The 16,618-nt window shown below is 37.8% G+C and carries 7 protein-coding genes; 2 read left to right on the forward strand and 5 right to left on the reverse strand.

Annotated elements, in window-relative coordinates; translation table 11 throughout:
• The first annotated feature begins 188 nt into the window (after nucleotides 1–188).
• Nucleotides 189–1,901 (forward strand): sensor histidine kinase, encoded by a 1,713-nt coding sequence (locus tag NAG76_01470; GenBank protein ID URN94956.1) that lies wholly within the window; start codon nucleotides 189–191, stop codon nucleotides 1,899–1,901.
• Nucleotides 1,902–1,962: 61 nt separating this feature from the next.
• On the opposite strand, the gene NAG76_01475 is transcribed toward NAG76_01470, so the two are convergent.
• Together NAG76_01475 and NAG76_01480 are read right to left on the reverse strand one after the other, a co-directional pair.
• Nucleotides 1,963–3,651 (reverse strand): extracellular solute-binding protein, encoded by a 1,689-nt coding sequence (locus NAG76_01475; GenBank protein URN94957.1) that lies wholly within the window; start codon nucleotides 3,649–3,651, stop codon nucleotides 1,963–1,965.
• Nucleotides 3,652–3,776: 125 nt separating this feature from the next.
• The gene (locus tag NAG76_01480; GenBank protein URN94958.1) at nucleotides 3,777–5,024 is read right to left on the reverse strand and encodes a glycoside hydrolase family 5 protein; all 1,248 of its coding nucleotides are present in this window, start codon (nucleotides 5,022–5,024) and stop codon (nucleotides 3,777–3,779) included.
• 288 nt (nucleotides 5,025–5,312) lie between these two features.
• On the opposite strand from NAG76_01480, the gene NAG76_01485 reads away from it, so the two are divergent.
• Nucleotides 5,313–6,944: a response regulator gene (locus NAG76_01485; protein ID URN94959.1), complete on the forward strand. Its 1,632-nt coding sequence runs from the start codon at nucleotides 5,313–5,315 to the stop codon at nucleotides 6,942–6,944.
• Nucleotides 6,945–7,073: 129 nt separating this feature from the next.
• On the opposite strand, the gene NAG76_01490 is transcribed toward NAG76_01485, so the two are convergent.
• From NAG76_01490 to htpG, 3 genes are all read right to left on the reverse strand, one after another.
• A complete protein-coding gene (locus tag NAG76_01490; GenBank protein ID URN94960.1) occupies nucleotides 7,074–11,465 on the reverse strand; it encodes a carbohydrate binding domain-containing protein in 4,392 nt (1,463 codons plus the stop codon).
• Between the two features lie 263 nt (nucleotides 11,466–11,728).
• Nucleotides 11,729–14,287, reverse strand: a complete 2,559-nt coding sequence (locus tag NAG76_01495; GenBank protein URN94961.1) for a glycoside hydrolase family 2 protein — start codon at nucleotides 14,285–14,287, stop codon at nucleotides 11,729–11,731.
• Between the two features lie 401 nt (nucleotides 14,288–14,688).
• Nucleotides 14,689–16,569: a molecular chaperone HtpG gene (gene htpG, locus NAG76_01500; protein ID URN94962.1), complete on the reverse strand. Its 1,881-nt coding sequence runs from the start codon at nucleotides 16,567–16,569 to the stop codon at nucleotides 14,689–14,691.
• Nucleotides 16,570–16,618 lie beyond the last annotated feature (49 nt).

Consider the following 16,618-nt stretch of genomic DNA (forward strand, 5'->3'; position numbering starts at 1 on the left):
ATTGAACCCTATAAGTACTGGATTCAATCCTTCATGTTCTTCTATTAATTATTGAAATCTAGCTTCACTTCATCTACCATTATAAAGTATCATTGTATCTAACCATACGGTGGTTCTATAATAAAGGGAATGGAATTCGTTACCAAACAAGAGATAATCACACTAGATTTTCTGGAGGAGTTATAGAAATGAACACTGCAATATCAATTTTCAGGAAGTTGCTACTAGGTGTATTACTCATGTTTTTCTTAATTATACTTATTTTTTGGATTATCTTTAAGCTTAATGTAAATGACATCCAGGATGAACTTAAAAAAAATAAAATGTCTGAAATTGAGTTCATGACATTTCAACTTTCAACTCAATTCGAGCAAGTACTTATGAATACGATTACAATGTCTGAGGATCAGTCGGTTAGAAAGTATCCTTATTCTCTGCAGTTCGGCGACCAATATTCCAAATATGAGATGAAGCTAGCTATTATTGATAAACTGACTTTGAATAGTGCTTCTACTTATTGGAATAATATAATTACTTTATACTACCCAGATTTTCTAGAAACGATTTCATCTGATTCTGCTTATAGCGATACGCAATATAACCCTCCAGATCAGCCATTCAATAAGTGGATTCTCAATATGAACGAGGATGGCACAGGTTATTATTCAAATTTAACACAAAGTCATATTGCCCCATTATTTATCGAAACAAGAGTGTCCATAGATAATCTACAAAAAATGATGAAGCAATATACATCTGGAACACCGATACTCTATGATTCTTACAGTAATGTGATCATCCAAAACGAAACTCGTGCATCACTGGATGATTCTATTAACCGAATCATTCCTTTAATAAAAGACGAGAGTGGTTTTTTGACTGTAAGCGAAAACGGTACAGAGTATATGCTTAGTTATATGAAATCCGAGTTGCTAGATTTGTATTTTATTGATTATTATCCTAAACGCAAATTTATTGAAACGCTTTCTCGTAATAACACTATTTTCATTGTTTCAATTATTGTTTTATTAATGATTTCACTTATTTATAGTCTTATCCTAAGAAAACAAGTCAAAACACCAATTGTTACATTAAGAAAAGCTATTGGTCGATTTGAGCGCGGCGACTTTTCAAGTCGCGTAAGTGATTCTAATACTGAAGAATTCAGAATGCTGGGTAATTCATTTAACCGAATGGCAGAAAATACGCAAAAACTCATTGAACAAGTTCTTTTTGGTGAGTTAGAAGTCAAGGAAGCTCGATTAAAGCAATATCAAGCTCAAATTAACCCTCATTTCTTATATAACAGTTTGCACTATATACAAAGTAAAGCTGCCATTGAGGATTATGAATCCATATCTGCTATGACACTCCATCTTGGAGCTTATTATCACTATAATCATAAAATAGATAGTATTGATTCAACGATTAAGGAAGAGCTCAATTTCGTGGAGCATTACTTATCTGTCATAAAACTACGTAAGCGTGCTTTGTCCTTTACTATCGATTTCTCAACAGATATTAGTAACTTTCCGCTTCCTAAGATGATTGTTCAGCCACTCGTTGAAAATTGTATTCAACATGGAATTGAGACATCTATAAATCCCGGACACATCCAGATAAAAGCCGAAATACACGAACAGACCATTCGTATTATGATCAGTGATAATGGTATCGGTATGACTGATGAAAAACTATCTTTAGTTAAGCAACGCATGGCAGAGTCCGTCATCTCAGAAAGCGTATCTGGAGTAGGCATTCGAAATGTCCATCAACGCCTTAAACTCTATTTCGATGCGAATGCTGGACTAACTATTACGTCTGAATTACGAGTAGGTACATGTTATACGATTACCATCCAAAAGCAGGGAGACCCTCCTGCTTCTAATCTTATTAGTTGATGATTGTTTTTAAGCAGCAAAAAGAGCACCGTAATTGGTGCTCTTTTTGCTGCTAATTATATCACTTAATAGTGTCATACCATTCGTTTACTTCTTTCTTAATCTGCTCTCCTCCCGACGAATTATAATTTTCAACAAAAGTATCAAATTCATCGATTGATGCTTTCCCGTAAATAATTCTGATTATTACTTCCTTCTCTAACTTATTAAGTATATCTCCTTTTGAAATCTGTGTTGGGGTTGGAGAACCGGTAAACATATTCATTATGACGGAATCCTGCTGATCAAATACAATCTTTGCCGCATGCATTTGTTTAGGTAAGGTATAGACTAATGTTCTTTCATAATGGGTTGACGGCTCCTCACCATTAGCTAGTTTTGCAAGTCCATTAATACGCAACAAAGGAACTATTGCCCCATTATAGGTTAGCGTGTACCGAATGACGTCGACCCATCCTCCAGGAATTAAATCCGATTCTTTTTCACCTAAAACTTGTCCGTTTATATCAAGATCGTAGTCATATCCTCTTGCAAATCCCAATGAGAATGGTCCTTCACCATCTTGGTTCGCCCAATACTCATACAGATAATTTTGATAAACGAAAAATGCATCTTTATTTTTCATATTTTTATTGATGAGGACAGCACCACCATTGATTGATGTGCCGTGATGTCCAACCTTACCATCAGGACCAGCTGGTAGCGGGTAAGCGTTATACTCTGAATTAGGAACATTTAAATTAAGATTAGATAACGGCCAGCCAGTCATCCAATATGGACCGACTATGATTCCTGCAGTCCCTGTTGTGAATAACTCTGTTGCCTTTATTTCATCGTACAAACCAGCTTCTTCGGATATATACCCCTTTGTCATCCATTCTTGCAGTTTTTTAAGTGCAGGCTTCATCTCTGGTTGAACAGAACCATACTCTAAACTGCCTTCTTTTCCTACATTCCATTGGTTAGGCATTGCACCGAACATTCCAAACAACCAACTGGTATCTGACATCCATGTATTTAAATTATTTTTGAAGCCCAAGGAGAGTCCTATCGTATCCTTCTTATTGTTTCCATCAGGATCGCCATTAGTAAAAGCCTCTAAAACGATTTCAAGCTCTTCAAGTGTTTCCGGAGCTTTTAGATTCATATTATTGAGCCAATCCTCTCGGATATACATAACAGGATCATTGTTAAATGCATTCTCTAAAATAGGAATTGCCATTCTTACGCCATCACGAATATATCCATTCCACACCGTACTATCCTCTGCCATTGCTGCCTTATAACTATCCGATGCGTATTTATCGAACAATGCTCCAGCATCGCTAAACTGACCACTATCGATTAAATCATTGATTAGTTTAGTATCTCCCCGTAAAGCAATGATATCTGGCATCTCCTGCCCTGAGGTTAGCATCAGACGAATTTTTGTTGAAAATGAATTATTCTGTTCATTTACCGTCCATAGATAATTAATATCAATTCCAAGTGTTTCTTTTGCCCATTTCGTATGAATATTATTTTCAAGATTCTCACCATTTTTAAATTTCACATTGTTTGAAACTGGAAAAACAGTCGAAATCGAAACAGGCTCAACATATTTCCCATCCTCAAACTGGGCTGAATAAAAAGAACCGTCAGTACTACTTATCTCATTTTTAGCACTTTCTCCTTCACAGGCTGCAAGCGATGCGATAAACAATGTAGCTGTCAAAACAATAGCTAACCGTTTTCTCAATATCATAATCATTTGTTTTTCCTCCATTGCATTATTGAATCACTATTGTTTTAGTTTTAGCATACTTATCATTGCTCGCATCATCATTTTTGTGGAAGAAACATGATATTCCTTGACTACCTTCGGAAAAATCTATCTTATTGAGATGAGAAAAGTGCCTCTATTAATTCCTCTTTCCACTTAGCTGCTGAGCGGTCATATACTCCATATCCAGCTCCAAATTCCCAATAAGCCCATGAAATTCCAAGGCGTTCTGCTTCTAAACGTACCGTTTTTGTCCAAGCCACTCGGGAAGCAAGATCCGCTGTGCGATAAGCACCAAATTCGCCCAAAAACAATGGACGATCATTTGTTTTCCCCCACTCTGCTGCACGCTCCAAATCTCGAATTATTGCTTCTTTACTCGCTGGATTATCGCTTGAAGTTTTTGTATTATAATCATTAAAGAAATTGCGAACCCAATCGATCTGCTTAGCAGCTTCATTTGGTTCAACAGCAGTTTCCGGAGGTCCTGGCCATACTAGACCAGTAGTACCATATTCAGCCGTCATCCATTCAGCTCCTTGATGGGTGAATAGCATCGGACCATAATAATGGAATGTAGCTATAATATTTCGATCTTCTTCTGGAAGCTTAAGTTTATAGAGTCCATCAATACCATTCCAATCCACACCACCGATAATTAAAGTGCGATGAGGATCGTACTCACGAATTACCTCTACCGCCTCTAACAAATATTCATTCCATAAATACGCAGTTATTAACCCATTTGGCTCATTAAGGATCTCATAATAAACATTTTCCGGTTGACTACTATATCGACTTGCAATCTGCTGCCAAATGGAAAGAAAACGATCCTTATTAGCGGAAGGGTCCGATAACATTTCGTCAAAGTGATGTAAATCTATAATGACATTTAGGCCTTGGTTTAAGCTTTGTTCTACAACCCAGTCTACACGTTTCATAAAGGTATCCTCTACTGTGTAGGGAGAATCCTGTGTCGTTTTATTTGAGAAACGTATAGGAACTCGAACAGAATCAAAACCTTTCTCCTTAATCAACTGAAAATATTCTTCCTCAATCACGACATCCCATGCACCTTCATAAGGAGCTTCTAGTGCATTGCCGAGGTTGACTGCTTTACCAATCATTTTTGCCTTTTCATAAACATTCACATTCATATTTGCATTTACATTTACATTAGATTCCATTTCATTATCCTCCTTAAAATTTGAATCCGCTTCCATATTTAATGAATTCAATTCACTACCGCTTTTATTCCCGACATTACTATTTTTTTCAGAGATAGAGCTGCAAGCCATTAATGCAAATACAAAAATCATAACTATTAGAATTATTACTTGAAATAACCACTGCCTAGCCATATATTCATCCTCCTATAATTAACTACTTCTTCAATAGAAAAAAAGTTGCTAGTTAAATTATAGCCTTTTAAAATTCGCTCCTAAATAACAAAAGTATTCACCCTATAACAATTTATTAACTTTCCAATTAGACCATATAAATTATAATTTGACAAATAAGTGCACCCGTTATAATGTTCAAAGTATTAACAATATTTCACTTTGACTCTACCAATATATCTTTCCACCCAAACATCCGATCTAGGAGACGTATTTATAACGCTCCGAATTGATAGAAAGAGGTAAAGTATGTTACAAATATTGCTCGTAGATGACGAATCATATGTTGTGGACGATCTGTCTATTACGATTCCTTGGCAAGAACTCGGCGTCGATCAAGTACATATCGCATATTCTGGAATGGCAGCGCTCGAAATTCTCCAACAGCATCCGATCGACATTGTCATCACCGACATTAATATGCCGCAAATGTCCGGTATACAATTAATCGAACAGATTCGCAATAGCTGGAAGCATATTAAGTGCGTTCTATTAACGGGCTATGCAGATTTTGATTACGCTAAACAGGCGATCGAACGTCAGGCAAGTGGTTATCTGCTAAAACCAGTCACAACTGAACAACTTATTAATTCAATACTCAACTTACGACAGGAAATACAACAGGAGTGGGAGAATTTAGCTTCTTATCAACGATCTATGCAAACACTACGCGAGCAATTACCGCTATTACGGGACAAATTTTTGAATGATTTGTTGCAAGGCAGAAAGATATCAGATTCCCAATTTACGGAGAATGCAAATAAATTCGATCTTCCTTTTTCGGTTGGAGATACATCAGCTTTGCTGATCGTTCGGCTCGAGGATTTCTTCCAAAGACAGGATATGAATAGTCTTTTGTTATTTGAATACGCTATCGTAAATATTGCAGATGAATTACTTCAGGAACACTTCCATTTTTGGTCTTGTAAGGATAGTCACAATTATCTTGTATTTTTAATTTCTCCGAAATCTTCTATTATTGCAGGTAACGAGGATAATCTTCTAAAAAATGTTGCATTTCAATTGCAGAGAAACGTAAGTAATATTATTGGTGGAGAGATTTCAGTCGTTACGACTGGCTGGGGACCAATTCCGTTAAAAACACGTACACTTTATCAGTCGGCAGTTACCACGGTCCATCAGCGCATTGGACCAGAGACAGGTGTTTATCTGTCTAGCATTGCGGAAGAAGTACGCCTTCCCGATATACCAACATTGCAATCTTTGTACGAACCACCTACGCTATTTCATTTATTTGAAACTAATAACTGGGATGCACTTGAAGAAAAAATAGCAGCCATTGTCTTTGAATTAGGAAGTCGAGAAGAACTCTCACACGAGCATGTTCAAGAGTCAAAATATTTACTAGAAGCTGCTTTCTTTTATTTCGCTCACCGTAATAACAAGCTACTTGGAGAGATAATAGGACTATCTAATCTTGAGCATCGAAATATACATACACCAGAGCAGATTAAGGACTGGGCTTTATTGGTATTAGCACAGCTGAAAAAACATTTCGACTCAGACCGTAAGGATCGACGTTCATTAATCATATCCGAGGTAAAAGGCTTTGTAGATGATAACCTCCACTATGTATCACTTCATTCGATAGCAGATCATGTAGGGCTACATCCCGTATATTTATCAAAAATCTTCAAAACTGAAACAGGTAATCGTATCAGCGATTACATCTTTTCATCGAAAATGGAGAGGGCTACCTACCTTCTTACTAACACTTCGTTCAAAATTTATGAAATATCTGATCAGTTAGGATACTCTAATGCACATTACTTTATTAAACTATTCAAAGAATATAGTGGACTGACCCCTCAGGAATTCAAAGACGTTAGGAAGCCTCGAGGTAATTTGTCTGACGCCTAATGATATTTTTCGTGAACCTCCATTATTCTATTTTAAAAATGACTGCCAGTTACCCACTGGCAGTCATTCTTCTTTCTAATCCTTCCTAAGACATCTCTAAAAAATAAATTTCTCAGTAATTCTACTAGTTTAACTCCCTGATGTAGGTCCTTCATTCACTAAGCTAATGTTATCGATGTATATCGATGCTGCCCCATCATCAGAATCGATTTGTCCCAACTCAAAAGTAAGTCTTCCGATAATGGTACTATCTGGCTCTACATTAAAATAGAAAGTGTACAACTCATACTGAGTACCCAGATTAATAATCTGACTGCCATATCCATTCCAAGTGTAGTTATTCACTTCGTCCAGCCAACCAACACTAATATTCATTTTGCGGTCAACTGTAGACTTAGCTTCAAATGTAAGCTTGTACCTATCCCCATTATTATATGGCAATCCCTCGTAGTAAACTTGGCGATCCCAGCTATTGGAACCCACCGTGCCTACATCAATTCGCAGTGCACCATTTTCGTGCTGGATAGATAATTCTTCATTTTCCGTCGAATAGCTATTCCAGCCTTTTATTCCCGTCGTAAAATCACCGTTTGGCATTAAATCGCCATCATCCACTATACCTACGTTTACCGGATTAACTTGAATCAGAGAGATATTATCCAGAGTAACTGTATGTTCACCCTCAATGCTACCTATCTTACCCATACTGAATTGTAGTACAGCGGAAAACTCGTCGGCAGGCATAACAAAATAGTATTCAAATTCAGTCATTTCTGGAGTCAGTTCCATCTGGTTTTCCAGATACGTCGCCCAATTTCCATCATGTGTACCATCATGCTGCACTAGGGCAACAATATCTCGTGATACATCAGATGCTGCTTCAAAATACAGTCTGTATACCTTTCCTGACTGCATCGGAATACCAGGTTGCTTCAACTGAACATGCCACGGTTCTGTTCCTGGACCTCCTAGATTAACCTTTAATTGTCCGTCTTCAACTTCCATAACTGAGTTTTTAACAGGATCTGTCTGTACCCAATCCATCTTAAACAATTCCCAGTCATTAGAATTTTCTTGGAAACTGCCGTTAACAATTAAGTCCTCTGACAGCTCAAGCCATGCAAGGTCAAAGTCAGTTCCTTCTATCTTGAAGATAAGTTCGCCATCGGGTAAATCAATCTTAGAAAATAATATTGTTTTATATGCTTCATCTTGATCATCATCGCTTATGCTTGCGTTAACAACAGCTATTCTCTTTTCTTCATTCCAAATACTCAATGTGATTTCTGAACCAACAGTATTTCCTTTCACTCGAGCCATCGGTATATAAATACCACTGTTTACTTTTTGTTTGTATTTCACATAAGCACCTGCAGCGAAATCGGTTATATTCATACCCCCTTCACTGCCAGCTTGAAGTGTTACACCATCTATAGCCCAATATGAATGGGCTGCCATATGCAAATAGCTTTTGACTTCATTCTCGGAAGGAGAATATCGTAGAATTAGTCTAACATTATCAATGGCTACAGTACCTACATGTTCTCCTAGCAGTAACTCAAGATTAGATGAAGATGCATTAGTTCCCTCCAAAATTTTCATATCGATCGTATAAGATTGCATTTCCGTTGTTAGATTGATCTCTGAACCATTCTTAAACTCTACTCCTTCAGTCGTACCTGTATCTAATGCAATGCCAATCGGTCGATTGGTATCCGCTTGAGCGTCAAAAGTAAGTGTATATGACGCACCTTCCTTAAGCGGAAGGTCATTATGAATAAGCTTCACATCACTAAGCGATGATCCACCTTTTGCAATATTCACCTTCAAAATCCGTTGCATATATGGTAAGTCCAAATCATTTGTTACAGATACTAAGGATTCAGCTTCATTCGATGATAAATATTGCCAAAATGCTAATCGATCTTTTCCTAAATCAAAGTTACCATTATAGATCAAGTTACCATCTTTAAGAGCTTTACGCGGTTCTTTAACTCCGTCTATTTCTGTCACCTTTACGTTCGTAAAGTAAGACGCAATAGTGCTTAACCCAAGATTGAACTCAAATCGGGAGTTATTGTCAGTCATGTCCTCCATTTTAAATGTATATTCATAACTCTGCCATTGATCAGATAGCTCGAATGTACGTTCCTCCGAATAAGCTTTCCATTCGCCTCCAAACTCAGTTAGCTTAGTCATTATGGAACGATTCGTATCCGCCTTGGCGTCGAATGTCGCCTTATATGTCTTACCTTTCTTCAAGTACATCGGTTGCTGCGTCAATTGTATCGAATAGATTTGATTTCCTTCGTTCGTTACTTCGACTTTTGCAGCCTTACCTTTGACCTGATCATCTACAATTGAGACACTTCCGTCACCGTTTTCATTTAATATAAACTCCCAATCCTTAGGGGCATAATTATTCGTGCCCCCATTGAACATTCCGTTATAAATCTGATTGCCATCAGCAAGCGGCTCGCGCTGTGGTGTAATACCATTTGATGGATCTGGTCTGTTACCTGTCACATCGGGCCATGAATCAAGATTTTTATACTCATAGACACGAACATAATCGATATACATCTTATCACTCTCAAAGTCATCCCTTGGATCTCCTGGCCAATCTCCTCCTACAGCAAGATTCATAATCATGTAAAAAGGACGATCAAACGGTGCTGGGTACGTATAATACTCTGGCTGTCCTTCCCTTTTAGTTCCCCAATCACTACTTTCAAAAAACAAGTGTCCATCCACATAATATCGAATCAGCCCTGGTAGCCATTCCATTGTGAATTCATGATAATCGTCATTAAATGTCTGCCCATCAGGCAGTACATATTGTTTTGTTTGCATAGTATGAGGGCTATCATAATGAATAGAACCATGGACAGTACGAGGGTACTTATCTGCATGATCAGGATCAGCTGCAACTGGTCCCGTTAACTCCATTATATCCATCTCACCACTTCCAGGCCAAGGTCCATACTGTTCGAACTCGTCTGTGGGCATCATCCAAATTGCTGGCCACATGCCTTGTTGCACTGGTAGTTTTGCTCTAACTACAAATTTCCCGTAAGTCCAATCGCCTTTCATCTTTGAAGTAACCTTACCAGAAGTGTAGTTACTTCCACCAAAATCCTGTTTAAGTGCTGTTAGCTGCAACACGCCTTTATCTCCATCCTTTGCTATACTTACATTATCAGGATGATAGTATTCAAGTTCATTGTTGTATACAGTTCCAGTATCCTCAACATTCCACTTTGTTGTATCGATAGCATTGTCATTAAACTCGTCGCTCCATACCAAATTCCAATCACTCGAACTATTACCCGGACCGGTAACAGGAGGTACACCAATAGGATTATTCAGGTTTGGCTCGTTCGGTTGAAAATCTGAACCTTTCTCTAGCACTTTACCATTCAATGTTGCACTTTCGGAATTGACACGAAGGCGACCAATAACCCCATTGTTATAAATTTCCGAACCATGGGCTTCACTATTAATCTGTACATTGTCAACTTTGGAGCCCAGTGATACCTCGAGTACAGATTTTCTCTTCATCACGATCCATTTCACGGTAGAGCCCGCATCTAGCACTAGTCGAACTCCACCCCCTTTTTTGCTCAACACGGCACCCTCTAGATGCGATTCACTGAAATGAATGGAATTGGAACCGCCTCCCTCAATAAATGTCGTTCCTTTAACCGTAACTCTATCGAAGAAGACATTTCCTTCACCAACGCCTTCTGTGATGTAAAGATTACCATGGATAACTGTATCACTAAGTCTGATATCCGCTTTCTGAATAACTGCATTACCTTGAATCTCTGTGACATAATTGTTGCCTGATTTGTAACCGAACCAACGAAATGCTCTATCCAATAGGACAACAGCCTCTCCCCTTGTTAACGCAGTTAAAGGATTAAGCATACCGTTGATATCTCCATGCAAATACCTTTCAGATACTACTTTTTCGACAGCAACTTTTGCATATTCCCCTATGTCATTAGCGTCCGAGAACCCTCCAAGATCTACATTATTGGAATACTCGTCCAGATGCATGGCACGTACCATCATAATTGCCGCATCCTGCCGCATAATGTTATCCTTTGGTCGAAAGTTTCCATCCAAATATCCGGTTATAATCCCGGCTTCATGTACTTTCGCTACTTCATCAGCATACCAATCCGTAGAGTTGACATCTTTAAATGACTGAAAGCTTTCTTCAACATAACCAAATATGCGGAACAGCATCACCGCGAATTCAGCTCGACTGATCGGTTGATCTGGATTAAACTTTCCATTTGGTAAGCCTTTAATTATGCCGACCTCTCCGAGATTATATGCAGCCTCAGACGCCCAATGATCCGACATATCTGCATACCAAACTTTTGCAGTTGCCAAATTCTCTTCGTTATGAAGTAACTTTGACATATTTACCTCGTTATTTGCGTATGTTCCAGCTGAAAATAATGAGACACCCATACATACCATTAAAATAATAGACATTATACGATACAAGCTGATCCCCCCCATTTAGTGCGACGACTTATGCCGGCGCTTATATATTAGTATAAAATTGCTGAACAAGAGTCTATATACCAATTGATTAGTATCGATACCAAAGTTCAAACTCAGACTAACAGTTGGGTCGATGCTCAATTTATCCATAAGAAAAAGGCTACTGCCGGTTTCCCGTATCAGTAGCCATTGTTTCATAGATATTTAGTGAAATTATAGTAATAAGATATTACTAATATAACTATTTCTTTCTAATTGTCACCCTAAACTTGCGATGGAGATACTTGCAGTTTAATATAATCTACCATTGATTTCACTTCTACTTTACCAGCATAATGACTGTCACGATTAAGCGTTGTAAATGTCACTGTATATGGCTGCCCTGGTATGAGATCAAAATAATTATCTGACCATATACCGTCAACTTCCGAAGTTAAGACAACTTGTTTGGCTAATGCCTTTGATTGTAATGTAACAATCGTTGCACCGCTTTCTACCGTCTCGATAACTTCAATGTATGGTTGCTGTAGTAAGAGATTTTTATTTTTCACAAAATAGTATATCGTTTGTGCTGTCTCTCCGCTGTTCGCTGTCCAACTTCCGGTAACAAACACTTCGCCTTCCTCGTATCCATGAAGTAATTGCGAGATTGTTAGACGCTTTACAACTTCTGACGTATTGACTGGAAGGGCTACTTCAGTCAGTTCTTCATACAATACCTTACCTGACATATGGCGCAATTGAACTTGTAATATTCCACCTTCTGATTGGAGCTTGTCAGATACAAGATAGATTGCTAATTCCTCACCCTCCACTTGTGCAGATAATAATATATTCTCAAAACTACGTCGTGCATAATAGTTGAGTGCTTTCCAGCGACCATAATAGTCAATTCCTGCCCATGAAGCAACAGGCCAACAATCATTCATTTGCCAGTATAGTGAACCCATGCAGTATGGCATTTTTCTGCGATGTGCTTCAATAGCCATTTGCATGGCATCTGCCTGTAGAACTTGACTTAGATATAGAAACCCTTTGAAATCAGTAGGTGGTGACATATAAATATCCATATATTCTTTAATAAGACGATTTCCATCACCATTTTTCTGATGAGCCTTCATCACTGTTGAATTGATTGTCAGATCTGCTTCTTCTGCAAAACTTCGTATGGTACGGTACTCTGGGAAGGATTGGAATCCATATTCACTCATAAAGCGCCCTAGCTTTATTTGATAGTTTTCAAATGGTTCTACATTATGCCACACACCCCAGTAATGAATATCTCCTTCATTCGTTAATGGATGTGCATGCTGTAATTTATTATTACTTACCGATACAATTGGAGATGATGGCCAATAATCAATTGTTGCATGATATTCACCTACAACATCAGGTAATATCTCATGAAAAATTTTCTCGTAGTCTGCCCATATCTTTTCACGAATGGCAGGTTCATATTGTTGCTTCCAGCCCCAACCTCCTGACTCATCGTAATGAGCCCATGCAGAGTCAATTTCATTATTCCCACACCATAGTACGATAGATGGATGATTACGAAGTCGCTTTACATTATCTATTGCTTCTGCACGAACACTTTGTAAAAATGATTCATCACCTGGATACATACTGCATGCAAACATAAAGTCTTGCCAAACCATAATGCCATACTCATCACATAGATCATAGAATACATCTGCCTCGTAAACTCCACCACCCCAAACACGCAACATGTTCATATTGGCTTCTACAGCAGAACATATCTCTGCACGATAACGATCCTCCGTAACTTGCGAGATAAAGCTATCGTTAGGAATATGATTAGCTCCTTTAGCAAACACGGCAACTCCATTAAGTTCAAAGTGGAATGTTGCCCCTGAGCCGTCAGCATCTCGATCACGCACTAATTTGACAGTGCGTAATCCAGTAGTAATCATAGCATCCGATGAATAAGATAAATCCTCGTTAAGCATAGTAACCCGTGCATTAAACTGATATCTATTCGGTTCACCGAGCCCATTACTCCACCATAACTTAGGTTGATCTATTACGATTGGTAAAGATAGTACATGTTCTCCCATCTCGACATCTGTTGCTACATCCCAGCTCATATTATCTGATTCAATTTGTAGTTGTAACGAGCCCCTTTTCTCTACAGTTACTGAAACTCTCGCAACAAGCTGAGCGGATTGCTCCGTAACCGATAATTGATCAATAAATAAATCTCTCACAATAACCCCTGACCAACTGATCAATTCAACTTCACGCCAAATTCCACTTGTAACAAAACGTGGACCCCAGTCCCAACCATAATGGTAAGGTGCTTTACGTGCAAAAATACTAAGTTTCTGTTCACCTAATCCACCTAATTCAGATTGATCATTCGAAGCTGGCAGGGCATAGCCTAAAGCGTCTAATTTCGGTAAATCTTCTTGAATAGGAGAACGGAATAATATTCGAATATGATTCTCTTCTTCATGTAATAAACCAGTGACATCAATATTCCAAGATCGAAACATATTATCCGCCGAAAGAACTAGCTTTTCATTGACATATACATCTGCATACGTATCTAATCCTTTGAAGTGAAGTTCCTGACGTTCTTCTTGTAAAAAACCAGCGGATGGTGTGAAATATGTCTCATATTCCCAATCTTGTTTGTCAATCCATTGTAGATCATGCTCATTCGTACCATAGAAGGGATTAGGTATACGATCATTGTTTAATAGATCAGTATGCACACAGCCCGGTACAGTAGCAGGTAACCAAGCATTATCGATCACAGATTTAAAATGCCACGAACTTAATAACATCGTTTGGTTCATGATTCATCCTCCAGTAATTATCTAGTTTACCGTCCATTAAAAAAACACATTTTTAAGTAATAAACAATCCTCAGTTGGCTCAGTATTGTACCATTGCACTCTTATATAACGTACAATATTAAGTTTTCTTTTGTTATTATGTTCTCATTTATTTCCATAACAAATATTAACATCTAAATAACGGTTTAATCAATGTTAGTAAATGAAAAAGAGGAAGCAGAGGCCGGCCCACTAAAGGCCAGCTCTGCTTCCTCTTTCTATTTATGTTCGTTATGGCAATACGACTTCTTGTGCAACGCACGCCAGAGTCCTGACTACTTCAAAGTATTAGTCGAGAAGACGCTCCGTTAGCCAGCTCAATTGTCAGCATCAAGAAGATACTCATCGTGATTACAATCGAGTTATACCATAACGCGACAAATATTGTTACTTAGCTCAACCGGATCCTCAATTGATAATCCTTCAATCAATAGAGCTTGGCTATACAATAGTTGTGTGTACAATCCGAACTTCTCTTGATCATTACTGTAAGCTTGTTGTAGTGCACGGAATACATCATGGTTGATGTTGATTTCCAATACTTTATCCGCTTGAACGCCATTTGCATCTGGCATTCCTTTCAAAATTTTCTCCATCTCGATGGACAATTCGCCTTCAGAAGATAGACATACTGGATGACTCTTCAGACGTTTTGAAGCTTTAACGGACTTCACTTTGCCATCAAGTAAACTTTGCATACCAGCAAACAATTCTTTTGTTTCCTCAGTCTCAGCTTGCTCATGATCTTCGCTGTTATTCACATCGAAACCTAGATCGCCACTAGAGATAGAACGGAATTCTTTTTCATTGTAGCTTTGGATTACTTTAAGAGCGAACTCGTCAATATCATCTGTTAGGTACAATACTTCGTAGCCTTTATCAAGTACTACTTCAAGTTGTGGTGATTTCTCAATTCTCGCTACCGATTCACCAGTTGCATAATAAATATATTTTTGATCTTCAGACATACGTTCAACATATTCTGCAAGAGTAACTAGTTGTTTGTCTTTGGAAGATGTGAAAAGTAGTAGATCTTGAAGATCGCCTTTGTTCATACCATAATCGTTGTATACGCCAAATTTCAATTGACGACCGAATGATGCATAGAATTTCTCATATGATTCACGCTCATCTTTCAACAAGCTTTGAAGCATAGATTTAATTTTGTTTTTAATATTTTTCGCAATTAATTTCAATTGACGATCATGTTGTAATAATTCACGAGAAATATTAAGAGATAGATCCTCTGAATCAACCATACCTTTTACAAATCCGAAATAGTCTGGTAGTAGATCAGAACATTTCTCCATAATTAGTACGCCGTTAGAGTATAGTTCCAACCCTTTTTCATATTCCTTCGTATAGAAGTCATACGGTGGATTTTCAGGTAAGAATAGGATGGCATTATATACAACAGCACCATCAGCACTAATATGAACATGTTTCAATGGCTTATCAAATCCGTAGCGCTTGTCCATATAGAAAAGATTATAGTCATCGTCTGTTAGCTCATTTTTGTTACGACGCCATAGAGGAACCATACTGTTAAGTACTTGCTCTTCTACAACTTCTTCAAATTCGCCTTCGCTATCCGCTTTTGGTTGTTGTGAAGCAATATCCATCTTAATAGGATAACGAATAAAATCAGAATACTTTTTAACAATAGCTTTCAAGCGATATTGTTCAAGATATTCGTCATACTGCTCATCTTCAGTGTTTTCCTTAATATGCATTACAATCTCAGTACCAACTGTTGCTTTCTCGGCTGATTCGATAACATAACCATCTGCACCATCAGAAATCCAACGATACGCTTCATCACTACCAAGTGCACGTGATGTTACAACTAACTTATCTGCAACCATGAATGCAGAATAGAAACCAACACCGAATTGACCAATAATGTTATGTCCATCTTGAGCTTCATTCTCTGATTTGAATGCAAGCGAACCACTCTTAGCAATTACGCCTAAATTATTATCTAGCTCTTCTTTAGTCATACCAATACCAGTATCAGTAATCGTTACTGTGCGAGCATTTTTATCGATTGAAATTTTGATGAAGTAGTCCTCTTTATTGAACACTAACTGATCATCAGATAACGCCTTATAATAAATTTTATCCATAGCATCACTTGCGTTAGAAAGTAATTCTCTAAGGAAAATTTCCTTTTGTGTATAGATGGAGTTAATCATCATCTCCAACAGTCGTTTGGATTCTGCTTTAAATTGCTTTTTAGCCATTGTGATTCCAATCTCCTTTCAACTACAATCCATATTATTTATTAGCACT

The sequence above is a fragment of the Candidatus Pristimantibacillus lignocellulolyticus genome, from assembly GCA_023639215.1.
In the GTDB taxonomy this organism is placed as follows: domain Bacteria; phylum Bacillota; class Bacilli; order Paenibacillales; family Paenibacillaceae; genus Pristimantibacillus; species Pristimantibacillus lignocellulolyticus.

Excerpts from the sequence above, each read along its gene's own strand:
- NAG76_01485 (URN94959.1), top strand. The coding sequence starts at position 5,313 with ATGTTACAAATATTGCTCGTAGATGACGAATCATATGTTGTGGACGAT.
- htpG (URN94962.1), bottom strand. The coding sequence starts at position 16,569 with ATGGCTAAAAAGCAATTTAAAGCAGAATCCAAACGACTGTTGGAGATG.
- NAG76_01495 (URN94961.1), bottom strand. The coding sequence starts at position 14,287 with ATGAACCAAACGATGTTATTAAGTTCGTGGCATTTTAAATCTGTGATC.
- NAG76_01480 (URN94958.1), bottom strand. The coding sequence starts at position 5,024 with ATGGCTAGGCAGTGGTTATTTCAAGTAATAATTCTAATAGTTATGATT.
- NAG76_01475 (URN94957.1), bottom strand. The coding sequence starts at position 3,651 with ATGATTATGATATTGAGAAAACGGTTAGCTATTGTTTTGACAGCTACA.
- NAG76_01470 (URN94956.1), top strand. The coding sequence starts at position 189 with ATGAACACTGCAATATCAATTTTCAGGAAGTTGCTACTAGGTGTATTA.